The organism is Spirillospora sp. NPDC029432 (genome assembly GCF_040703975.1).
Lineage (GTDB): Bacteria > Actinomycetota > Actinomycetes > Streptosporangiales > Streptosporangiaceae > Spirillospora.
Genome location: NZ_JBEZWH010000003.1, coordinates 68,767 through 91,474, shown reverse-complemented (window position 1 = coordinate 91,474; position 22,708 = coordinate 68,767). Strand labels below are relative to the sequence as shown.

General features: G+C 73.0%; 19 protein-coding genes. 13 read left to right on the top strand and 6 right to left on the bottom strand.

All coding sequences use genetic code 11. The annotated features are described in order from the left end of the window. Window positions 1-54: 54 nt before the first annotated feature. From AB0881_RS03150 to AB0881_RS03135, 4 genes are all read left to right on the top strand, one after another. A complete protein-coding gene (locus AB0881_RS03150; RefSeq protein ID WP_366613798.1) occupies window positions 55-1,512 on the top strand; it encodes an FAD-linked oxidase C-terminal domain-containing protein in 1,458 nt (485 codons plus the stop codon). Further along, window positions 1,512-2,750, top strand: a complete 1,239-nt coding sequence (locus AB0881_RS03145) for an FAD-binding oxidoreductase (RefSeq protein WP_366613797.1) — start codon at window positions 1,512-1,514, stop codon at window positions 2,748-2,750. The genes AB0881_RS03150 and AB0881_RS03145 overlap by 1 nt, the downstream gene beginning before the upstream one ends. Then, window positions 2,750-4,063: a heterodisulfide reductase-related iron-sulfur binding cluster gene (locus tag AB0881_RS03140; protein ID WP_366613796.1), complete on the top strand. Its 1,314-nt coding sequence runs from the start codon at window positions 2,750-2,752 to the stop codon at window positions 4,061-4,063. The genes AB0881_RS03145 and AB0881_RS03140 overlap by 1 nt, the downstream gene beginning before the upstream one ends. A gap of 138 nt (window positions 4,064-4,201) precedes the next feature. Next, entirely contained in the window at window positions 4,202-4,945 is a 744-nt protein-coding gene (locus tag AB0881_RS03135; protein WP_366613795.1) for a hypothetical protein, read from the top strand. A gap of 86 nt (window positions 4,946-5,031) precedes the next feature. Here AB0881_RS03135 and AB0881_RS03130 read toward each other — a convergent pair whose 3' ends face one another. Beyond that, entirely contained in the window at window positions 5,032-6,015 is a 984-nt protein-coding gene (locus AB0881_RS03130) for a hypothetical protein (protein ID WP_366613794.1), read from the bottom strand. Window positions 6,016-6,112: 97 nt separating this feature from the next. Here AB0881_RS03130 and AB0881_RS03125 point away from each other — a divergent pair, with 97 nt between their 5' ends. Then, window positions 6,113-6,748: a TetR/AcrR family transcriptional regulator gene (locus tag AB0881_RS03125; RefSeq protein WP_366613793.1), complete on the top strand. Its 636-nt coding sequence runs from the start codon at window positions 6,113-6,115 to the stop codon at window positions 6,746-6,748. Window positions 6,749-7,152: 404 nt separating this feature from the next. Then, the gene (locus AB0881_RS03120; protein ID WP_366613792.1) at window positions 7,153-9,144 is read left to right on the top strand and encodes a histidine kinase; all 1,992 of its coding nucleotides are present in this window, start codon (window positions 7,153-7,155) and stop codon (window positions 9,142-9,144) included. Between the two features lie 330 nt (window positions 9,145-9,474). On the opposite strand, the gene dapF is transcribed toward AB0881_RS03120, so the two are convergent. Continuing rightward, window positions 9,475-10,317 carry a diaminopimelate epimerase gene (gene dapF, locus AB0881_RS03115; protein ID WP_366613791.1) on the bottom strand — a complete coding sequence of 281 codons (843 nt, stop codon included), beginning with the start codon at window positions 10,315-10,317 and terminating at the stop codon, window positions 9,475-9,477. 21 nt (window positions 10,318-10,338) lie between these two features. Then, complete coding sequence (gene miaA, locus AB0881_RS03110; RefSeq protein ID WP_366613790.1) at window positions 10,339-11,244, bottom strand: tRNA (adenosine(37)-N6)-dimethylallyltransferase MiaA; 906 nt, start codon at window positions 11,242-11,244, stop codon at window positions 10,339-10,341. A 121-nt stretch (window positions 11,245-11,365) separates the two neighbouring features. On the opposite strand from miaA, the gene AB0881_RS03105 reads away from it, so the two are divergent. Further along, on the top strand, window positions 11,366-11,584 hold the full coding sequence (locus tag AB0881_RS03105) for an antitoxin (protein ID WP_366613789.1): 219 nt from the start codon (window positions 11,366-11,368) through the stop codon (window positions 11,582-11,584). Window positions 11,585-11,608: 24 nt separating this feature from the next. Here the strand turns inward: AB0881_RS03105 and AB0881_RS03100 are convergent, their stop codons facing one another. Both AB0881_RS03100 and miaB read right to left on the bottom strand, forming a co-directional pair. Then, window positions 11,609-12,337 carry a hypothetical protein gene (locus tag AB0881_RS03100; protein ID WP_366613788.1) on the bottom strand — a complete coding sequence of 243 codons (729 nt, stop codon included), beginning with the start codon at window positions 12,335-12,337 and terminating at the stop codon, window positions 11,609-11,611. Next, a complete protein-coding gene (gene miaB, locus AB0881_RS03095; protein ID WP_366613787.1) occupies window positions 12,334-13,881 on the bottom strand; it encodes a tRNA (N6-isopentenyl adenosine(37)-C2)-methylthiotransferase MiaB in 1,548 nt (515 codons plus the stop codon). Before miaB ends, AB0881_RS03100 begins: the two co-directional genes overlap by 4 nt. Before the next feature lie 208 nt (window positions 13,882-14,089). Here miaB and AB0881_RS03090 point away from each other — a divergent pair, with 208 nt between their 5' ends. The 6 genes from AB0881_RS03090 to AB0881_RS03065 all read left to right on the top strand — a co-directional run bounded on the left by AB0881_RS03090 (window position 14,090) and on the right by AB0881_RS03065 (window position 20,917). Next, window positions 14,090-14,944 carry an amino acid ABC transporter ATP-binding protein gene (locus tag AB0881_RS03090; protein WP_366613786.1) on the top strand — a complete coding sequence of 285 codons (855 nt, stop codon included), beginning with the start codon at window positions 14,090-14,092 and terminating at the stop codon, window positions 14,942-14,944. A gap of 101 nt (window positions 14,945-15,045) precedes the next feature. After that, window positions 15,046-15,915 (top strand): glutamate ABC transporter substrate-binding protein, encoded by an 870-nt coding sequence (locus tag AB0881_RS03085; RefSeq protein WP_366613785.1) that lies wholly within the window; start codon window positions 15,046-15,048, stop codon window positions 15,913-15,915. Between the two features lie 89 nt (window positions 15,916-16,004). Further along, entirely contained in the window at window positions 16,005-16,706 is a 702-nt protein-coding gene (locus AB0881_RS03080; RefSeq protein WP_366613784.1) for an amino acid ABC transporter permease, read from the top strand. Continuing rightward, window positions 16,703-17,695 (top strand): amino acid ABC transporter permease, encoded by a 993-nt coding sequence (locus AB0881_RS03075; RefSeq protein WP_366613783.1) that lies wholly within the window; start codon window positions 16,703-16,705, stop codon window positions 17,693-17,695. Before AB0881_RS03080 ends, AB0881_RS03075 begins: the two co-directional genes overlap by 4 nt. Window positions 17,696-17,791: 96 nt before the next feature. Then, entirely contained in the window at window positions 17,792-18,847 is a 1,056-nt protein-coding gene (locus tag AB0881_RS03070) for an NAD(P)-binding domain-containing protein (RefSeq protein WP_366613782.1), read from the top strand. A gap of 105 nt (window positions 18,848-18,952) precedes the next feature. Beyond that, window positions 18,953-20,917, top strand: a complete 1,965-nt coding sequence (locus AB0881_RS03065) for a prolyl oligopeptidase family serine peptidase (protein WP_366613781.1) — start codon at window positions 18,953-18,955, stop codon at window positions 20,915-20,917. An 87-nt stretch (window positions 20,918-21,004) separates the two neighbouring features. Here AB0881_RS03065 and rny read toward each other — a convergent pair whose 3' ends face one another. Further along, a complete protein-coding gene (gene rny, locus AB0881_RS03060; protein WP_366613780.1) occupies window positions 21,005-22,570 on the bottom strand; it encodes a ribonuclease Y in 1,566 nt (521 codons plus the stop codon). Window positions 22,571-22,708 lie beyond the last annotated feature (138 nt).

The following is a 22,708-nucleotide window of genomic DNA, read 5'->3' as shown; positions in this document are numbered from 1 at the left end:
CGGGCGGCACCGCCGATCTTGCGGTCGGCCGTCCACGGGAGCATGGTGAAGAGAATGGAATCCCCCGCACTCCAGGCGCTCGCGCGGCGATGCGAGCGGCTCCTCGGGACCGAGGCGGTGATCTCGGATCCGGTACGGCTGCGCACCTATGACTGCGACGGCCTGACCACCCACCGGGCGACTCCCGGGCTGGTCGTGCTCCCCGAGTCGGCCGAGCAGATCGCGGCGATCGTGCGCGCCTGCGCGGAGGCCGGGATCCCGTACGTGGCGCGCGGGTCCGGCACCGGCCTGTCGGGCGGCGCGCTGCCCCGTACCGACGGGGTGCTGATCGTGACGTCCCGGATGCGCCGGATCCTGGAGATCGACATCGCGAACCGGCGGGCGGTGGTCGAGCCCGGCGTGATCAACCTGGACGTGTCGCGGGCGGCCCGCCCGTACGGCTACTACTTCGCGCCCGACCCGTCCAGCCAGCAGATCTGCTCGGTGGGCGGGAACGTCGCGGAGAACAGCGGCGGGGCGCACTGCCTGAAGTACGGGTTCACCGCGCACCACGTGCTGGCCTGCGAGATCGTCACCCCGGACGGGGAGATCACCGAGCTGGCGGCCGGCGGCCCCGGGTACGACCTGCTCGGCGTGTTCGTCGGCGCGGAGGGCACGCTGGGCATCACCACCAAGATCACGGTACGGCTGACGCGGCTGCCGGAGACCGTGCAGACGCTGCTGGCGGCGTTCGGGTCGATCGAGGCGGGCGGCACGGCGGTGTCGGCGATCATCGGCGCGGGGATGGTGCCGGCCGCGATCGAGATGATGGACGCGCTGTCGATCGAGGCGGCCGAGGCGGCGGTGGACTGCGGGTACCCGCCGGGCGCGGGCGCGGTGCTGATCGTGGAGCTGGACGGCCCGGCGGCCGAGGTGGAGCACCAGTTCGGCGAGGTGGAGCGGCTGTGCCGGGAGGCGGGCGCGTTCGAGATCAGGGTCGCGGCGGACGACGCCGAGCGGGCGCTGATCTGGAAGGGGCGCAAGTCGGCGTTCGCGGCGGTGGGCCGGATCAGCCCGGCGTACCTCGTCCAGGACGGCGTCATCCCGCGCACCTCGCTGCCCGGCGTGCTGGCGGGGATCGACGCGCTGTCGGCGGAGTCCGGCGTGCGGGTCGCGAACGTGTTCCACGCCGGTGACGGCAACCTGCATCCGCTGGTGCTGTTCGACGACGCCGAGCACGGCGCGGCGGAACGGGCGGAGGAGGTCTCCGGGAAGATCCTCGACCTGTGCATCGAGCACGGCGGGTCGATCACCGGGGAGCACGGCGTGGGCGTCGACAAGTCCCGCTACATGCCGCGCATGTTCACCGAGACCGATCTGGACACGATGCAGATGGTGCGCTGCGGGTTCGATCCGGCGGGGCTGTGCAATCCGGGCAAGGTGTTCCCGACCCCGCGGCTGTGCGGCGAGGTGCCGGGGTTCCGCAAGGGCGTGCATCCGCTGGTCGAGCAGGGGAAGGCGGAGCAGTTCTGATGGCGGCCGAGGGCGGTGCCAAGGCGCGCGACGCGCTCGATGCGCTTACCAAGGTCTGCGGCGACGTGCGCCCGGGCGAGCCCGAGGAGGGCGTCCTGGGCGTCGTCCCGGGCGTGGTGGCCGCGCCGGCGACCTCGGCCGAGGCGGCCGAGGTGATGCGGACGGCCGCGGAGCTCGGGCTGGCCGTCGTGCCGCGCGGCGCGGAGACGCGGCTCGACTGGGGCGCGCCGCCGGCCCGCTGCGACGTGCTGGTCGACACCGCCCGGCTGGACCAGGTGGTCGAGCACGCGGCCGGCGACCTGGTGGTGACGGCCGAGGCGGGCCTGGACACCGGCCGGCTGGCGGAGGTGCTGGCCGAGCGCGGGCAGCGGCTCGCGCTGGACGCCCCGCTGCCCGGCTCCACGGTCGGCGGCACGATCGCCACGGCCGCCGCCGGGCCGCTGCGCCTGCTGTACGGGACGCCCCGCGACCTGGTCATCGGGCTCACGGTGATCCGCGCGGACGGCCGGGTGGCGCGGTCCGGGGGCAAGGTCGTCAAGAACGTGGCCGGGTACGACCTGGGCCGGCTGTTCAGCGGCTCGTACGGGACGCTCGGCCTGATCGTCGAGGCGACGTTCCGGCTCCATCCGATCCCGGCGGCCCAGGCGTACATCACCTGCGATCTGACCGACGCCACGCGCGCGTACGAGGCCGTCCAAGCGGTGCTGCACTCCCCCGCCGTGCCGAGCGCCGTCGAGGTGGTCTCCTCCTCTCAGGACGGCCTGACGCTTGGGGTGCTCCTGGAGGGCGTCCCGGAAGGAGTGGCGGCCCGTACGGAGCAGGTCTCGGCCCTTCTGGGCGCGGCCGGTACGCAAGTGCGGACCGCGCAGGAGCCGCCGGAGTGGTGGGGCGCCTATCCGGACGGGACGACCCTCATCGACGTGACCGCCCCGCCGTCCGCCCTGGCGACGCTTCTCGAACACCGTACGGAAGGCGTCTCCCTCTCCTGGTCGGCGGCCGGGCACGGCTATCTGGGCCTAACGCCGGAGGCGGATCCCGCCGGGACGCTGGCGCGCGTCCGGGAGGACCTGGGCGGGCGCCACAATGGCGCAGCGGTCGTGCGCTACACGCCCGAGGCCGTACGGAACGAGATCGACCTTTGGGGGCCCGTGCCGGCGTTCTCCCTCATGCGGCGGGTCAAGGAGCAATTCGATCCGGAGAACCGGTTGTCCCCCGGGCGTTTCGTGGGAGGTCTGTGATGGCGGGCGAGAGGGACGAACGGGACGGGGCGGAGCCGCGGGGGCTGCCCGAGCTGCTCGGCGACTGCGTCCACTGCGGTTTCTGCCTGCCGACGTGCCCCACGTACGTCCTGTGGGGCGAGGAGATGGACTCGCCGCGCGGGCGGATCCATCTGATGGAGCAGCACCAGGAGGGCGCGCCGATGTCGGCGCCGATGGTGCAGCATTTCGACCAGTGCCTGGGATGCATGGCGTGCGTGACGGCGTGCCCGTCCGGCGTGCGGTACGACCGGCTGATCGAGGCGACCCGCGCCACGGTCGAAGAGGAGCACGCGCGTCCGCTGCCCGAACGGGCCCTGCGCGAGGCGATCTTCCGGCTGTTCCCGTACCCGAACCGCCTGCGCGCCCTGCGTGGTCCGCTCCGCGCGTACCAGAAGACCGGCCTGGAGCGGCTGGTGCGGCGCAGCGGCATCCTGGAGCGCCTGTCCCCCTCCCTGGCGGCCATGGAACGCCTCGCGCCGCCGCTCTCCCGCTCCCCCAGGCTGCCCGAGCGCGTCGCGGCGCGCGGGGAGCGGCGCGCCACGGTCGGCATGCTCACCGGCTGCGTGCAGCGCGAGTTCTTCCCCGGCGTGAACGCCGCGACGGCGCGCGTCCTGGCCATGGAGGGCTGCGACGTCGTCATCCCCGCGCGGCAGGGGTGCTGCGGGGCGCTGTCGCTGCACTCGGGCCGCGAGGAGGAGGCCACGGCGTTCGCGCGCCGGACGATCGTGGCGTTCGAGGCGGTCGACGTGGTCGTGGTGAACGCGGCGGGCTGCGGTTCGGCGATGAAGGACTACCGGGACGTCCTGGCCGGCGACCCGGAGTGGGCGGGCCGGGCCGAGGCGCTGTCGGCCAAGACCAGGGACCTCGCCGAGTACCTGGCCGAACTCGGTCCCCGGGCGCCCCGGCGGCCACTTCCGGTCACGGTCGCGTACCACGACGCCTGCCACCTCGCGCACGCGCAGGGCGTCCGCGCGCAGCCGCGGGCGCTGCTGGCCGGCATCCCGGAGCTGACGATCAAGGAGATCGCCGATCCCGAGATCTGCTGCGGCTCGGCCGGGACGTACAACATCCTGCAGCCGGAGGCGGCGGCCGAGCTCGGCGACCGGAAGGCGGCGAACGTGCGCGCGACGGACGCGGAACTGCTGGTCGCCGCCAACCCGGGCTGCTCGATGCAGATCGCGACGGCGCTGGAGCGGCGGGGCGCCCGGCTCGCGGTCGCGCACACGGCGGAGGTCCTCGACGCGTCCCTCCGCGGGCTCGGCAGGGAGGCGCTGGTGCCCCGCGCGGGATGACGCGGCGGCGGCCGGCACGCCCGCCAAGAAAGGCCCAACAGGGGACATATTTGCTACAAACGGTCATCCTGTATCGTTGGCTGCCCGCCAAGAAAGGTCGTACTTACCGACCGGAGAGGCCGAGGAGTACGCAAAGCCATGTCCTACAGGCCGACGCCGCCGCCCAGGCCGATGCCGAGCGGCCACCCCTCACACCGCCGCCGCAAGAAGCGCGGGGCGGGCAAGCTCGGCATCGCGGGTGCGCTCAGCGGCGCCGTCGCCATGGCGGCGGTCGCCGCCGGGATCGTCGTCTTCCGCCCGCCGGGCGGGCAGGAGCACGGGTCCCCGTCCACCCTCGCCAGCCAGGGCGACGGCGCGCAGGGCGAGCCGCCCAGCGGCCAGGCCCCCGCGACCGGCCCCGCGCTCAGCGTCAACACGCCCGAGGGCTACGGGTACGGGCTCGCGGCGGCGAAGGCCGGCACCGACGACCGCCCGCTCGACGACGCGCAGCCGCCGCCCGAGGGCACGACGTACGCGTACGCCGACTACGTCCTCACCAACAACCAGCGCCGTCCCGCGCTGCTGGACTATCCGGCCGACCTGTTCATGCCGCGCGAGCAGGTGCCCGACGAGTCGCGCGAGCGCTGCATGCCGCAGCCCGGCATCCCCGAGGACATGTGCACGCTGCCCAACCGCAGCCGCGTCACCGCCCGGGTGAACGGGGCCGAGGCGCCTATCAGCGAGGCGGGCGACACGCTGATCCCGCCGGGGGCGTCGTACGTCGTGCGCATCGCGACCGACCTGCCGGTCAAGGACGGCCTCAAGGCCGAGGACCTCAGGCTGTACGTGTGGAACGCCCGCTACACCAGCGACCGCAAGGGCATCGAGATCGCCTTCCCGTAGAGCGGACGGGACCGCGAGCAGAAGGCCCCGGCCGGTGACATCGAGCCGATGTCACCGGCCGGAGCCGTCCTCCCAGGGCGTACGGATCACGAGGCCATGGCCGGTTCCCGCTCGGCGGCCGCGGGGGCTTCTCCGCGGCGGCCGCGCAGGGCGCCGGCCCCCAGCAGGAGCAGCCCGGCCGCCGCCCAGGCGAGCAGGACGGTCAGGGCCCCGCCCGCGCCGGCGCCGTCGAAGAACGCCACCGAGCGCAGCAGCGTGGCCGCCGCGCCGGGCGGGAGCAGCTGGCCGAGGTCGCCCCACGGCTGCGGCAGCAGTTCCGGGGCTGAGGTGGCGCCCGACAGCGGGTTGCCGAGCAGCAGGAGCGTCAGCGCGCCCAGCCCGATCCCGGCCCGTCCGAGCACCGCGGCGAGCCCGGTGACCGTTCCCGAGACGGCCAGGATCGTCAGGGCCATCACCGCGGCGACGGCCGGGTAGGAGCCCGGCAGCACCGACAGCCAGCCCTGGGCCAGCCACGTCACGGCGAGGCCGCCGAGGATCGCGAAGGCCACCAGCGCCGCGGCCCGCGCGCCGAGCCGCGGGAGGGCGAAGGTCAGCAGCACGGCGGCGGCGAGGCTCGACATGATCAGCGGCAGCGCCAGCGCGCCGAACCCGGCCCCGCGCGGGTCGTCGGGGTCGGCCGCCACCACGTCCTGGACGGCCCCGCCCGCCGGTGCCCCGGCGAGCTGGACGCCCAGCTGGGTGAGCTGCTGCGCGACCGCCGGCGAGGCCGCCGAGGCGACCAGCACCCGCGGGCCGGCGGGCGTGGTGACGATCGCGCCGTAGGCCTCCCGGTCGGCCAGCGCCGCCCGGGCCGCCGCCTCGTCGGCGACGGCGGCCGCCGCGAACGCGCCGGGACGCTGCCGGTCCAGCCGCTCGGCCACCGCCGCGGCCTGCGGCCCGGCCGTCACGATCGGCACGTCGTTCGGGGCGGTCCGGACCGCCGGCCAGGAGAAAGCGATGATCATCAGAAGCTGCAGCACGGCGGCGGCGAGGGTGACGCCGACGGCCCGCTTGGCGAGCGAGGAGTTCACGGTCCCCTCCAAAAACGAATGTCCGTTCTCTGTCTTCACCAGACTGCGCGCGGCGCGCCCGGTTGTCAAGAACGAACATTCGTTTTAAATTGGCGCCATGCCACGAGTGAGCCCCGAGCACCTGGAACGGCGCAGGCAGCAGATCCTCGACGCCGCCCGGACCTGCTTCATCCGCGAGGGCGTCCACGCCACCTCGATGCAGGACATCTTCGCCGAGGCGGGGCTCTCGGCCGGCGCGGTCTACCGCTACTTCAAGAGCAAGACCGAGATCATCGAGGCCATCACGGGCACGGTGATCGGCGACCTCCACACGTTCCTGGGCGAGCTCGTCCAGCACGACCCCGTCCTGCCGCTGGACGAGCTCGTGGTGCGCGTGGCCGAGCGGGTGGTGGCGCTGAGCGGCCCGGACGGCACGATGCGGCTCGCCCCGCAGGCCTGGGCCCTCGCCATGTACGACCCCGACCTGCGCCGCTACGTGCAGCAGAACGTCGTCGGCCTGCGCGTGCACTGGGCGGAGTACGCCCGGCGGTGCGTCGCCGCCGGGCTGCTGCCGCCGGACACCGATCCGGTGGCGGCCGGCAAGGCGATCTTCGGGATCATCCCCGGCTTCCTGCTGCAGCGGCTCATCCTGGACGACGCCTCCCCCGAGGAGCTCCGGGCGGGCGTCCGGGCGATGGCCCGCGAGAGCCTGCTCGCCGCGGGCGCCACCACCGACCCCGTCCAGGGCGCCTGACCGCGCCGCGGCCGCCCCGTCCCGGCTCGCCGCGGGCGCCCGCGAAGATCACAATACGGCCGCGGATCCGGCCGTCCGATCCCCGGACCGCCTGGGGGTCTTGCCCCGATATGGGTGGTTCGGGTACCTCTTAGCCATCGGCCCCGCCTCCCCGCGGCCGGGCAGGTACCTCACGTTCACCTCATTCCCGCCCCCTTGCGTCCCTGCGAGCCGACCCCGCCACCCGTGCCCCCTTCACGTCCCCTCCGCGCCGTCCACGCCGCCCACGCCGCCATACCACCGGCCCGCGGCGGCGGACTCCGGTACGCCCTCGCGCGCCGCTGTCCTGAGGCGGCCGTCCCTTGACCGGCGATGCACCCGGCGGGACGTTTTAACATTCCATTACTTTTGAGCGGGGAGAGCGCATGGTGACCGAGGACCGCGGCGGGGCCGCCCGGTGGCCCGTACCGCTGGCCCTCGCCGCCCTCGCCGCGGTCGCCGCCTCCCTGATCGCGGGACGCTGGCTGCCGGAGCCGCTGCGGCTGGTCTGGTGGCACCCGGAGATCGTCATCGCGCTCTTCTGGACACCGGTCGCCGCCCTGCTCCTGCGGTACCGCCCCCGCCTCCGGGTCGGCCTGCTGATGCTGGGCTGCGGCATGAGCGCCGCCGTCTACGTCCTCGCGCTCAACCTCGGGCCGCTCTTCGAGCTGCACGACCTGCCCGGGGCCGGGTTCCTGACCTGGCTCGGCGTCTGGCTGTGGGCCGTGGACACCTTCGGGCTCACCCTGGTACTGCCGCTGATCTTCCCCGACGGCCGGCTGGTGTCGGCCCGGTTCCGGCCCGTCCTGGCCGTGGCCTGCGCCGTCCCGCTCATCGTCTGCGTCCACCTCACGATCGACCCGGACGCGCGCCGCTGGCACAACGGGGTCTCGGTCTACCCGTTCCAGGACATCCCGCTCGCGATCAGCGCGACGATCCTCGGCACGCTGGCGCTGGGCTTCCTGTCGGTCGCGCTGCGCTTCGCGCGCTCCGCGCCCGACGTCCGGCGGCAGATCGGCTGGATCATCTACCCCGGCGTGCTCGCCATGGCGATCATCTACATCGGCGAGACCACGCCGATCAGCGACCCGGTCCGCAACGTCACGATCGCCGTCGTCCCGATCTGCATCGCGATCGCGATCACCCGGTACCGGCTGTACGACATCGACCTGGTCATCGGCCGGACCCTGGTGTACGCGGGGCTGGTCGTGGTGATCACCGGGGTGTACTTCGCGCTGGTCGGGCTGATCAGCAACGTGTTCGCCGGGCGCGGCCCGATGGTCGGGCTGTTCGGCGCGATCGCCGCCGGCGTGGTGTTCGAGCCCGCCCGGCGCCGCCTCCAGCGGGCCGTGGACCGGCTGATCCACGGCGAGCGCGACCCGTACCGGATCGCCGACCGGCTCAACCGCCGGCTGCAGACCACCTCCGACCCCGCCGCGGCGCTGGCGGCCGCCGCCTCGATGGTCCGCGAGGCGCTGCGCGCGTCCGGGGTGCGGATCGAGGTGCTCGACCGGGACGGCCGCACGACGGCGGCCACCGAGGACGGGGAGCTGGGCGACGCGCCGCGGCTCGTCCCGCTGGTCTGGCACGGCGAGCCGGTCGGCCGGCTGCTGTTCGGCGTCACCCGCCGCCCGGACGCCCGGACGGCCGGGGTCCTGGCCCGCAACCTCGCCGAGCTGACCAGCTCGGCGCGGCTGGCCGCCGACGTGCAACGTTCCAGGGAACGCATCCTGCGCGCCCGCGAGGAGGAGCGCCGCCGGCTGCGCCGCGACCTGCACGACGGCCTCGGCCCCACGCTGGCCAGCCTCGCGATGACGGTGGACGCGGCGCGCATCACGCTCAAGTCCGACCCCGCCGCGGTGGACGCCCTCCTGGAGGACCTGCGGCTGACCATGGGCCGCACCATCGGCGACATCCGGGAGCTGGTGTACGGGCTGCGCCCGCCCGCGCTGGACGACCTGGGCCTGGCCGGCGCCATCAGGGCGCTGGGCGGAGTGGTCGCGACCGGCGACGGGCCCGAGGTCGAGGTCGAGGTGGAGGGCGATCTGGGCGAGTTGCCCGCCGCCGCCGAGGTCGCCGCGTACCGGATCGTCCAGGAGGCCCTCACGAACGTCTACCGGCACGCCCAGGCGGGGAACGCGCTCGTGCGGCTCTCGCTGAACGGCGACCTGCACGTCTGGGTGGGGGACGACGGCGTGGGCATGGCCGAGGGCGCCCGTTCGGGCGTGGGGATGTCGTCCATGCGCGAGCGCGCCGCCGAAATCGGCGGATCGTGCACGGTGGAACCCGGCCCCGAAGGGGGAACGGTCGTCCGGGCGAGGCTTCCGGTCGGCGCCAACGGAGGCGGCGGCAGCGGCCCGTCCCAGGAATTCGCCTAGCTTCGCGCAGGCTCATCGGGGTCGCTGGGTCGCGCTCTACAGGCGCGCCCTCCACTCTCTACTGGAGTGGAGGGCCGGTGGCCGCCCCCCGCCAAGAAGGAGCCACCGGCCCTCGGCGCCACCCGGATCGGGGCTCCCATCCCGATCCGAGCGGGCCTTCACCAGAGGGTGTGCACTACTGAAGGTAGCGCCTTTCGGTCCCATTGGTCAGGGACACTCGTCCCGATATTCCCGGGACCGTACGGGGGACTGCCGGGCGAACCGTCCGATGAGCGGCACCGTGGATGCGAACACCCAGGTCAGGGCGTTGCGGACGCCCCTCCGGCGGCCTCAGGAGCCCCGCAGCCACCCGGAAAGAATTTCTCCCTCGGCCACCAGGACGGCCGGGCCGCGCAGGTGGCTGGTCCGCCCGTCGAGGGTGACCAGGACCCGCCCGCCGGGCACGTCCACGGTCCATTCTCCCGCGGCGTCCCCCTCGGCGGCGCCTGCCCCCCTCGCAGCGGCGGCGGCCACCGCGACGGTTCCGGTCCCGCAGGAGCGCGTCTCGCCCGAACCGCGCTCGTACACCCGCATCTCCACGTGGCGCTCCCCCACCGGGCGGAAGAACTCCACGTTCACCCCCTCCGGGAAGGCCGCCGGGTCGAACACGGGCGCGCGCGTGAGGTCGAGCCCCGCGACCGGCTCGCCGGCCGGGCAGGCCAGGTGCGGGTTGCCCATGGACACGCGCGTACCGGTGTGGACACGCCCCGCGATCGACGCCTCGCCCGTTCCCAGGTATTCGGGCGGCCCCATGTCGACGCTCACGTCGCCGGACGCGCCCAGCGTCACCCTGCGCAGCCCCGCGCGGGTCGCGACGTCCCACTCCCCCGGCGCGGCGAGCCCGGAGTCGACCAGGTAGCGGGCGAACACCCGGATGCCGTTGCCGCACATCTCCGCGATGCCGCCGTCGGCGTTGCGGTAGTCCATGAACCACTCGGCGTCGCCGGCCTGCGCCTCGGCGGCCGGATCGCCGGCGGCCTTGGCCCGCACGACGCGCAGCACCCCGTCGGCGCCGATCCCGGCCCGCCGGTCGCAGATCCGCGCCACCGACGCCGCGTCCAGGTCGAGCCCGCCGTCCGCGTCCGGCAGGATGACGAAGTCGTTCTCGGTCCCGTGCCCCTTGACAAACCGCATGGCATCGATCGTATTGCCTCGTCAGCCGGTCAGCGCGAGCGCCCGCCCGGGCAGGTCGGGGGCGTCGTACGGGAGCCAGCGCACCCGCGGGTCGCTCCGGAACCAGGACTCCTGGCGCCTCGCGAACCGCCGCGTCGCCCGGACCGTCTCCTCCATGGCGCGCTCCTCGGTCCACTCCCCCGCCAGGAACCGCAGGACCTGCGCGTACCCGAGCGCGCGGCTCGCCGTGAGGCCGTCCCGGAGGCCCGCGTCCCGCTCCAGCGCGCGGACCTCCTCCACCAGGCCCGCCTCCCACATCCGCTCCACGCGCAGGGCGATGCGCGCGTCCAGCTCCTCGCGCGGGACGGAGAGCCCGATCTGGACGGCGTCGTACCGGTAGCGCCGCTCCGGCATCGTCGCGCTGAACGGCCGCCCGGTGATCTCGATGACCTCCAGGGCCCGGACGATCCGCCGCCCGTTGCTCGGCAGGATCGCCGCGGCCGCCGCCGGGTCGCGGGCGGCCAGCCGCTCGTGCATGGCGGCGGGCCCGGCCTCGTCCAACTCGCCCGCCAGCCGCGCCCGGACGTCCGGATCGGTGCCGGGGAACTCCATGTGGTCGAGCGCGGCCCGCACGTACAGCCCGGAGCCCCCCACCAGCACGGGCACCCGGCCCCGCGCACGGACCTTCTCGATGGCCTCGGCACCGAGCCGCTGGTACTCGGCGACGCTCGCGGTGACGGTCACGTCCCAGATGTCCAAGAGGTGGTGCGGGACGCCGCGCATCTCGGCGGCGGTGAGCTTGGCGGTGCCGATGTCCATGCCGCGGTACAGCTGCATGGAGTCCGCGTTGATCGCCTCGCCGTCCAGGCGCAGCGCCAGCTCGACGGCCAGATCGGACTTCCCCGCCGCGGTCGGGCCCACGACTGCGATGACGGCTTTGCTGGTCACTGGCCTACTTCTGGTGACGGAACCGGCGGAACGGGTAGGGATCCGAACGTAAGGGGCAGCGGGCGGCCACCGCCCGCTGCCGCGCACGCCGCATCAGGACGAGGGATCCGGGGGGAACCAGATGTCCATCGTCGACAAGGTGAAGGAAATGCTCGGCCAGCACGGGGACAAGGCCCGGCAGGGTGTCGAGAAGGGCGGTGACATGCTCGACCAGCGGACCGGGGGCAAGTACTCCAAGCATGTCGACAAGGCCCAGGAGCGGGCCGGCGACTACATCGACAGGCAGGGCACCCAGGGCCGGCAGGACGAGCAGGGGCGCCAGCGCGACGACGGCGTCTGATCGCGTCCCGGCCCGCTTCGGCCGTCACGGGACGCCGTCCCAGGAGGCCACGAAGTAGCCGACGCCGTAAGGGGCCTCGTAGGCCAGCAGCTCGGATTCGTAACGGGCGGGTGCCGGAGCCGTCACGGCCGCGCCCGCCAGCACCTGCCACGCCGCCCGCCCTGCCGCCTGGACCTCATGGGAGACCTTGGGGTCGAGAGCCGCCAGGGCGGCGGCGTCGGCCCGCTCAAGGGCGCGCGCCACCGCGGCGTCGTACGCCCCGGCGTCCGGGTGGAGGTAGCCGGGGGCCTTCTCCGTCAGGCACGCGGACCCGTCGCCCATCACCAGGAGCGCCACGCGCCCGGCCGAGCCGGCCAGTTCCCGGCCGAGCCGGGCGCACTCCTCGGGAGAGGCGTCGTACGCGACGCCCTGGAAGCGCGCGTCCAACCCGCTGCCGCGCAGGAGCCACTCGCCGATCGTCAGTGACAGCGGCAGGACGGCGGCGTCCGGCGCGGGGCGTTCGCCGAGTCCGTAGGGGTGCAGCGAACCGGACGCGTCCGGCCCGTAGGCGCGGGTGACGGTGTCGCCGCCCACCACGTACAGGACGCAGCCGTCGCTCGCCTCCACGGCCGCCCGGAGGCGCCCCACGGCCGTTCCGCACGCCGCGCGCAGCGCGTCCAGCTCGCCCGCGGCCTCTCCCGCCATGGCCGGGACCAGCAGGGGCGGATGCGGGCAGACCGCCGCGGAGATCAGCATGGTGCGGGCGGCGTTCACGGGCAGGTCGAGCAGCCCGGGGCGGCGGCCGGAGCGGGCGCCGGGCGGCCGATGCCCGGCATGCCGAGCGCGACGCCCTGCGGCGCCGCCGTGCCCTGGCGGACCTCCCAGGCGTCGCCGGCACGGGTGCGGCGGACCGCCTCGACCGGCTTGTCGGCCACCAGGTGGTGGGGCGCCGCGTACGTGACCTCGACCGTCACCATGTCACCGGGCCGGACCGTCCCGGCCGCCTCGTCGGGCGCCCGGAAGTGCACCAGGCGGTTGTCGCGGGCGCGTCCGGAGAGGCGCCGCGTCTCGCCGTCCTTGCGGCCCTCGCCCTCGGCGACCAGCACCTCCAGCCGGCGGCCGAGCTGCTTCTTGTTCTCCTCCCAGGAGATCTCCTCCTGGAGGGCGACGAGCCGCTCGTACCGCTCCTGCACGACCTCCTTGGGCAGCTGCCCGTCCATGGTCGCCGCGGGGGTGCCGGGACGCTTGGAGTACTGGAACGTGAACGCCCCGGAGAACCGCGCCTCCCGCACGACGTGGAGGGTCTGCTCGAAGTCCTCCTCCGTCTCGCCCGGGAAGCCGACGATGATGTCGGTGGTGATGGCGGCGTCCGGGATCGCGGCCCGGACCTTGTCGATGATGCCGAGGAAGCGCTCCTGCCGGTAGGAGCGGCGCATCGCCTTCAGCACCGGGTCGGAACCCGACTGCAACGGCATGTGCAGCGACGGCATGACGTTCGGCGTCTCGGCCATGGCGGCGATGACGTCGTCGGTGAAGTCCTTGGGGTGCGGCGAGGTGAACCGGACCCGCTCCAGGCCCGCCACGTCACCGCAGGCGCGCAGCAGCCCGGCGAAGGCGCTCTGGCCGCCCGCCGTCATCGCGCGCACCTCGTCCGGCGCGGTCGCCAGGGCGCCGAAGCCGGACCCGTAGGCGTTGACGTTCTGGCCCAGCAGCGTGATCTCCAGGACCCCGTCGGCGACCAGCGCCTCCACCTCGGCCAGCACCTCGCCGGGCCGGCGGTCCCGCTCCTTGCCGCGCAGCGACGGGACGATGCAGAACGTGCAGGTGTTGTTGCAGCCCACCGAGATCGACACCCACGCGGCGTACGGGGACTCGCGGCGCGTCGGCAGCGTCGACGGGAAGGTCACCAGGGACTCTTCGATCTCGACCTGCGCCTCGTCCTGGACGCGGGCGCGCTCCAGGAGGGCGGGCAGCGACCCGATGTTGTGCGTCCCGAAGACCACGTCCACCCAGGGCGCCCGCCTGACGATCGTGTCGCGGTCCTTCTGCGCCAGGCACCCGCCGACCGCGATCTGCATCCCCGGATGCCCGTCCTTGACGGGACGCAGATGCCCGAGGTTGCCGTAGAGGCGGTTGTCGGCGTTCTCCCGTACGGCGCAGGTGTTGAAGACGACGACGTCGGGCTCGCCCTCCCCCGCGCGCACGTAGCCGGCGTCCTCCAGCAGCCCGGAGAGCCGCTCGGAGTCGTGGACGTTCATCTGGCACCCATAGGTACGGATCTCGTACGTGCGGGCGCCGGTCTCCATGGGCGCATTCATGACAGTCACCAAGGGTACGCGCAGGCACCGGCTCCGCGTACGCGATCAGTCGAGGCGTCCCGCGGGGCCCTCGGGCGATCATCGTGCGGGGACTCCGCGCAGGTCCTGCCCGCAATCGCCCATCATGCCGCCGACGTGCGGATTCGTGATCGGATCGGTACCGCGCCGAGAGTCGCCGGTGAGCGGCGATGACGTAAAGTCCGGCTCCATGACGGACAGCGGAGACGAGCTCGAGGTCACCCCCGAGGTCACCAAGGGCGAACCCCAGGACCCCGAGGTCGCCAAGGGCGGTTCCCGGGACGACGACGGCGCGGCCGGCGCGGCCGGCGAGCCCCTCGTCGAGGTCGAGCACGTCAACAAGCACTTCGGTGACCTGCACGTGCTCAAGGACATCAACCTCACCGTGAACCGCGGCGAGGTGGTCGTGGTCATCGGCCCGTCGGGCGGCGGCAAGTCGACCCTGTGCCGGTCGATCAACCGGCTGGAGCCGATCAACGACGGCGTGATCAGGGTCGACGGCAAGGAACTGCCCAAGGAGGGCCGGGAGCTGGCGAAGCTCCGGGCCGACGTCGGCATGGTGTTCCAGTCGTTCAACCTGTTCGCCCACAAGACGATCCTGGACAACGTCACCCTCGGCCCCATCAAGGTGCGCAAGTCCTCCAAGAGCGAGGCCGAGAAGCACGCGATGGAGCTGCTCGACCGCGTCGGGATCGCCAACCAGGCGCAGAAGTACCCCGCGCAGCTGTCGGGCGGGCAGCAGCAGCGCGCCGCGATCGCGCGCTCCCTGGCGATGAAGCCCAAGGTGATGCTCTTCGACGAGCCGACCTCGGCCCTCGACCCCGAGATGGTCAACGAGGTGCTGGAGGTCATGACCGGGCTGGCCAGGGACGGCATGACCATGATCGTGGTGACCCACGAGATGGGGTTCGCGCGGCGGGCGGCGCAGAAGGTCGTGTTCATGGCCGACGGCCAGATCGTGGAGGAGAACACCCCCGACGAGTTCTTCACCAACGCGCGCACCGACCGCGCCAAGGACTTCCTTTCCAAGATCCTTACGCACTGAGGCTTCACCGGGGGCCGCTCGCCGAGCCGCCTCCGGACCCGTTTGAGACCCCGCGTCGAGCACTTGTACGGCTCCGGCGAAAGCAGAGGGAGAACCAGCACATGCGAGTACGTCGTTTCGGCGCCGCCATCGGTGCGGCGACCGCGCTTGCCCTGGCCCTGACGGCCTGTGGCGCCGACACCGAGAAGACCGAGGCCAAGACGGTCGCGCAGAAGGCCAAGGACACCAAGAAGATCACCGTCGGCATCAAGTACGACCAGCCGGCGCTCGGCCTGAAGAAGCCCGACGGCACGTTCGAGGGCTTCGACGTCGACGTCGCCAAGTACATCGCCAAGGAACTGGGCGTCCCCGAGAGCGGCATCACGTTCAAGGAGACCACCTCGGCGAACCGCGAGTCGTTCCTCGGCGGCGGCCAGGTCGACCTCGTCATCGCCACGTACTCCATCACCGACGCGCGCAAGCAGCAGGTCACCTACGGCGGCCCGTACTACGTCGCGCACCAGGACACGATGGTCCGCGCGGACGACAACAGCATCAAGAAGGCCGAGGACCTCAAGGGCAAGAAGCTCTGCAAGGCGGCCGGCTCCAACTCGTTCCGCCGCGTCACCGAGGGCCCGCCGGACGGCAAGCTCGCCGTCAAGGGCGTCGACCTGGTGGACGCGCAGAGCTACTCCGAGTGCGCCACCAAGCTCGCCGCGGGCGCGCTCGACGCGGTCAGCACCGACGACCTGATCCTGGCCGGCTTCGCCAACCAGCAGAAGGGCAAGTTCAAGGTCATCAACGCCCCCTTCACCGACGAGAAGTACGGCGTCGGCATCAAGAAGGGCGACAAGGAGACCTGCGAGGCCGTCAACAAGGCCATCACCAAGATGTACCAGGACGGCACCGGCAAGAGCCTGCTCGACAAGCACTTCGCCGGCACCGGCCTCAAGACCGTCACCACCGTCCCGCAGTTCGAGGGCTGCGCCTGATCCCAGGCTGACGCCCGCCATGCCGGCGCGCTCCCCGGCAGACCCGACCCGGGGAGCGCGCCGGTCTGGCCCTGACCCGCTGGAACGCCATGGAACAGCTACTCGACCTGTTTGACTTCGGCCCCGTACTCGACAACAGCGACGTCCTGCTCGACGGTTTCTGGGCGACGATCCGGCTGGCGATCGCGTCGGCGGTCCTGTCGCTCATCATCGGCACGATCCTGGTCGCCTTCCGGGTGGCGCCGGTGCCGGTCCTGCGATGGGTCGGCACGGGCTACGTCAACGTCGTCCGGAACACCCCGCTCACCCTCGTGCTGCTGATGTGCAGCCTGGCGCTGAACGACGTGCTCGGCCTGGCCTTCTCGAAGGACACCGGCACCACCTACTACTGGTGGGCCGTCCTCGGCCTGTCCGGCTACACCGGCGCGTTCGTCTGCGAGGCGCTGCGCTCGGGGATCAACACGGTCCCGCTCGGCCAGGCCGAGGCGGCGCGCTCGCTCGGGCTCACGTTCACCCAGTCCCTGCGCATGATCATTCTCCCGCAGGCGTTCCGCGCGGTCGTCGCGCCGCTGGGCAGCATCCTCATCGCCATGATCAAGAACACCACCGTGGCCATCGCCGCCAGCTATGCCGAGGCGGCGGCCGTGATGAAGGGCCTGATGGACCTGCCGTCGTTCACCAGCGGGGCGATACCGCTGTTCATCGGCGTCGCGGTGGGCTTCATGATCTTGACCCTGCCGACCGGCTTCTTCTTCGGCTGGCTGGCCAAGCGGACGGCGGTGGCGCGATGAGCCAGGAAGCGAACGTCCTCTTCGACGCGCCCGGCCCCCGGGCCCGCAAGCGCAACCACGTCCTCACCGTCGTCTCGGTGCTGCTGCTGGGCGGCATCGTCGCGGCGCTCGTGCTGCGGCTCGCCGACAAGGGCCAGTTCGCGTGGCGGCTGTGGGAGCCGTTCCTCCAGCCCGACGTGTGGACGAACCTCATCCTCCCGGGCCTGTGGAACACGCTGAAGGCTGCCGCGGTCGGCTCGGTGCTGGCCCTGCTGTTCGGCGTCGTGTTCGGCCTGGCGCGGCTGTCGGACCACGCCTGGATCCGGATCCCGGCCGGCGCGGTGGTGGAGTTCTTCCGCGCCATCCCGCTGCTGATCCTGATCTTCCTGGCGTTCTTCGTGCCGAACAAGATCAGCCCGGCGATCGCCGAGTCCCCGCTCGGGACGTTCCAGCGGGTCATGGTCGAGACCTTCGGCGGGCTGTTCGGGGTGGAGATCAACGCGGGCACCATCACCGTCCCCGCGTTCGCGGCGGTGGTCTTCGGGCTCGTGCTCTACAACGGCTCGGTGCTGGCCGAGGTCGTCCGCGCCGGGGTCAACTCGATCCCCCGGGGGCAGGCGGAGGCCGCGTACTCCATCGGCCTGCGCAAGAACGGCGTGATGCGGCTGGTGCTGCTCCCGCAGGCGATCACGGTCATGATGCCCGCGATCGTGAGCCAGCTGGTGGTGCTGCTCAAGGACACCGCGCTGGGCTTCATCATCGCCTACCCGGAACTGCTGCAGGCCGGGTTCAAGCAGGTCCCGCCCAACTTCGGCAACAACATCATCCAGGCCGGCATCGTCGTCGCGATCATCTACATCGCGATCAACATGGCGGTGAGCGCGCTGGCGAACGCGCTGGAGCGGCGCAGCCGCCGCAGCCGCAAGACGTCCGCCAAGACGATCGGCACCGGGACCGGCGCGCCGCCCGCTCCCGGGATGGCGCTCGCCGAGCCCGGCGGGAAGGGCTGACCGGCCCGGAACGGGCTGGACGGCGCGTACCGCGCACGGCCGTGGACGAAGGGGGCCGCCGGGAATCCGGCGCCCCCCTTCGCGGTTTGCCCGGACGTGACGCATGACGTGGCGGTGATCGGGGCGGGGCAGGCGGGACTGTCCGCGGGGTACTTCCTGCGCAGGTCCGGGCTCGACTTCGTGATGTTCGACCACGCGCCGCGCAGCGGAGGTGCCTGGCAGTACCGGTGGCCGACCCTCACGCTGGGGGCCGCCCACGGCATCCACGATCTGCCGGGGATGCCGCTGGAGGACCGAGAGCCGTCGCGGCCCGCGTCCGAGGTGGTGTCGGAGTACTTCGCCCGCTACGAGCGCGAGTTCGGCCTGGACGTGCGCCGCCCCGTGGACGTGCGGTCCGTCCGCGACGAGTCCGGCGGGTTCGTCATGGACACGTCCGAGGGGACGTTCCGCACGCGCACGCTCATCAACGCTACGGGGACCTGGGACCGGCCGTTCTGGCCGTACTACCCGGGGCAGGAGACGTTCCGGGGGCGCCAGCTGCACACCGCCGATTACCGGGGACCGGACGAGTTCGCCGGGAAGCGGGTCGTGGTCGTCGGCGGCGGGGCGTCCGCCACGCAGGCGCTCATGGAGATCGCTGAGACGGCCGCTGAGACCACATGGGTCACCCGGCGGCCTCCTGTATGGGTCGAGGGACCGTTCGACCAGGAGCGGGGCCGTGAGGCCGTCGCCCGGGTCGAGGAGCGGGTCCGGCGCGGGCTGCCGCCCGGGAGCGTGGTCGGCGCCACCGGGCTCGTCCTCTCGCCCGAGGTGCGGGCGGCCCGCGAGAGCGGCGTCCTGCGCCGGCTGCCGATGTTCACGCGCGTCACGCCCACCGGCGTCGCGTGGGCGGACGGGACCTCGGCCGGAGCCGACGTGATCCTGTGGGCCACCGGGTTCCGCGCCGCCCTCGACCACCTGGCGCCGCTGCGGCTGCGCGGGCCCGGCGGCGGCATCCGCATGGACGGCACCCGCGTCGCCGCCGACCCGCGGATCCACCTGCTGGGATACGGGCCCTCGGCCAGTACGATCGGGGCGGGCCGCGCCGCCCGTTCCGCCGTCCGCGACATCAAGGGCCTGCTCGCCCCGCTGCCCCTCGCCGCAGGGGCCTGAGCGATCCGGCACCCGGTGCGGTCGCTTGTGAACGGGTTGTATCTTTCCGAGGTCAACTGCCCCGTCATGGCCCCAACCGAACCCTGTATGCGGGACGATTCGCATATGACCGCTCGTGCGACCCTTCCCTACGGCTCCTGGCCCTCTCCGATATCAGCCGACGACGTCGCCCGCGCCCGGCTGCGTCTCAGTTTCCCCACCGTGCACAACAGCGACGTCTGGTGGCAGGAGACCCGGCCGGAAGAGGGCGGCCGGACCACGGTCGTCCACCTCCAGGGCGGTCACCGTACCGAGCTCCTGCAGGCGCCCTGGGACGCGCGTACGCGCGTGCACGAGTACGGCGGCCGGTCCTACCTGCCCGTACGCACGGGCGAAGGGCACGCGATCGTCTTCTCCAACTACGACGACCAGCGCCTCCACCGGCTCGACCCCGGCGACCCCAAGCCGCGGCCGCTGACGCCCGAGCCCGCCATCCCCGGCGGCCTGCGCTACGCCGACTCCGTCGTCTCCCCTGACGGCACCGAGATCTGGTGCGTCTGCGAAGGGCACACCCCCGAAGGCATCAGGCGCGCCATCGTGGCCGTCCCCCTGGACGGCAGCGCCGCCGCCGACCCCTCCGCCATCCGGGAGCTGGTCACCGGCGCCGACTTCTACGCGAGCCCCGTGCCCTCCCCCAGTGGGGGCCACCTCGCCTGGGTGCAGTGGAACCACCCGCGCATGCCCTGGGACGGCACCGAGATCCGCGTCGCGGCCCTGGAGGACGGCCAGACGGTCGCGCCCCGTACCGTCAAGGGCGGCCTCACCGAATCCGCCATCGCCCCACTGTGGCGCGACGACGAGTCCCTGTACGTCATCTCCGACTGGCCCGGCTGGTGGAACATCTACCAGGTCGGCCTCCACGGAGAGTCGCCGCAGGCCCTCTACCCCGCCGAAGAGGAGTTCGCCGGGGCCCTCTGGCAGCTGGGCGGCATGCCGTACGCCCTCCTGGAGGACGGACGCCTCGCCGTACTGCACGGGGAGGGCGACCAGCGGCTCGGCATCTACGACCCCGAGACCCTCGAACTGGTCGACCTGGAGGTCCCGTACGACGACTGGCAGCCGGCGCTTTCGGCGCACGGTTCCACCATCGTGGGCATCGCGGGCGGTCCCGCCGTCCCGCCGTCGGTGGTGCGGATCGACACCACCACCGGGCGCGTCGAGGGCCTGCGCCGCGAGCTGGCCGAGCTGCCGGACGTCGCGTACCTGCCGAAGCCCCGCACCGAGCTCATCGAGGGGCCGTTCGGGCGGCCCGTGCACGCCTACGTGTACCCGCCGTCCAACCCGGAGTACACGGGCACCGAGGGCGAGCTGCCGCCGTACGTCGTGTTCGTCCACGGCGGGCCGACCAGCCGGGTGTCCCGGGTCCTCAACCTGGAGCGCGCCTACTTCACCAGCCGCGGCATCGGCATCATCGACGTCAACTACGGCGGCTCCACCGGCTACGGCCGCGCGTACCGCGAGCGGCTCCGCCGCCAGTGGGGCGTCGTGGACGTCGAGGACGCCGTCGCCGCGGCCGAGGCCCTGGTCGAGGGCGGGATCGCCGACCCCGAGCGGCTGGCCATCCGCGGCGGCAGCGCCGGCGGCTGGACGACCCTCGCCGCGATCACGCAGACCAAGGTGTTCAGCGCGGCCACGAGCTACTACGGCGTCAGCGAGCTGACCAGCTTCGCCGAGGGCACCCACGACTTCGAGTCCCGGTACCTGTTCGGCCTGATCGGCCCGCTGCCCGGATTCGAGCGCGCCTACGAGGAGCGCTCGCCCCTCACCCGCGCCGACGAGACGGCCTGCCCCGTCCTGCTCCTGCAGGGCCTGGACGACCCGGTCGTCCCCCCGGACCAGTCCGAGCGCTTCGCGGCGGCGCTGGCCGCCAAGAAGACGCCCCACGCGTACCTGACGTTCGAGGGCGAGTCCCACGGCTTCCGCCGGGCCGAGACCGTCATCGCCTGCCTGCGCGCCGAACTCGCCTTCTACGGCCAGACCCTGAACTTCCAGCCACGAGGAGTAGATCCGATCGAGCTGACCGCAGGCTGACGTCCCGGTAGAGCCGCAGTGGCCGGCACGCGAACCCACTGCGGCCCCTCGGCGAGAGGCTCCCCGGGGTCGGCTGGGCCGGCGGGGTCAGCGGGCGAACTCGATGGCACGGGACTCGCGGACGACCGTGACCCGGATCTGGCCCGGGTAGGTCAGCTCGCCCTCGACCTGCTTGGCGATGTCGCGGGCGATCACCTGGGCCTGGATGTCGTCGACCGAGTCCGGCTTGACCATCACCCGGATCTCCCGGCCGGCCTGCATCGCGAAGACCTTCTCCACGCCCTCGTGCTGCTCCCGGGCGATCTCCTCCAGCCGCTCCAGCCGCTTGACGTAGGCCTCCAGCGACTCGCGGCGGGCCCCCGGGCGGCTGCCGCTGATCGCGTCGGCGGCCTGGGTGAGGACCGCCTCGACGGTACGGACCTCGACCTCGTTGTGGTGCGCCTCGATCGCGTGCACCACGTCCTCGTGCTCGCCGTACCGGCGGGCGATCTCGGCGCCGATCAGCGCGTGGCTGCCCTCGACCTCGTGGGTGAGGGCCTTGCCGACGTCGTGCAGCAGCGTGCAGCGCTTGGCCAGCTCCACCGGCAGCCGCAGCTCGCTCGCCATGATCCCGGCGAGGTGCGCCGACTCGATCAGGTGCTTGAGGACGTTCTGGCCGTACGAGGTCCGGTAGCGCAGCTGCCCCAGCAGCGTGATCAGCTCCGGGTGCATGTCGGTGATCCCGAGCTCGACGAGGGCGTCCTCGCCGGCCCGCACGCACAGCTGCTCGACGTCGCTGCGGCTGCGCTCGTACACCTCCTCGATGCGCTGCGGGTGGATGCGGCCGTCCAGGACGAGCTTCTCCAGCGTCAGCCGACCGACCTCCCGGCGCACCGGGTCGAAGCAGCTGAGCAGCACCGCCTCGGGGGTGTCGTCGATGATCAGGTTGACGCCGGTGGTGGACTCGAAGGCCCGGATGTTGCGGCCCTCGCGCCCGATGATGCGGCCCTTCATCTCGTCGCCCGGCAGGTGCAGCACCGACACGACCGACTCGGCGGTCTGCTCGCCGGCCACCCGCTGGATCGCCAGCGTCACGATCTTGCGGGCGCGCTTCTCGCCCTCCTGCCGCGCCGCGTTCTCGATCTCCCGGGTGATCGGGATGGCCTCCCGCTTCGCCTGGTTCTCCAGCGCGGCGACCAGCTCGGCCTTGGCCTCGTCGGCGGTCAGCCCGGCGGTGCGCTCCAGCACCTGGCGGCGCTCCTCCTCCAGCCTGCCGAGCTCCTGCTTGCGCGCCTCCAGCGTCCGCTTGGAGTCGGCGAGCCGGCCGGACCACTCCTCCAGGCGCCGCACCTCGCCGTCCAGGCGCTGCTCGCGCTCGGCCAGCCGGGTCTCGCGGCGCTCCAGGTCCTCCCGCAGGGTGCGCAGGTCCTCGCGCAGGACCCGGGCCTCCTCCTCCAGCTCGCCGCGCGCGGCACTGCCGAGCCGCTCGGCCTGCGCCTGCGCCTTGGCGAGGATCTCCTCGGCCTCGGCCCGCGCGCCCGCCCTGATCTCGTCTGCGTCGCGCTGCGCCTGGCCGTCGTCCTCACCGGGGCCGGCGGGCCGCCGCAGAAGCATGATGACGAGAGCGACCAGGGTCACCAGAAGCGCGGCACCCAACAGGACGCTCTCAGCCATGAGGCAGACCCTTCCTCGCCCGCGGGCCCCGTCGGAGATCGAGGCCCTGCTCTGCGAGGATTCACCCGCGCCCTGGCGGACCGGCGCACGACGCCGCACGCCCCGCGGGTACGCGGCAGCGCCCGGGCGGCACGAAAC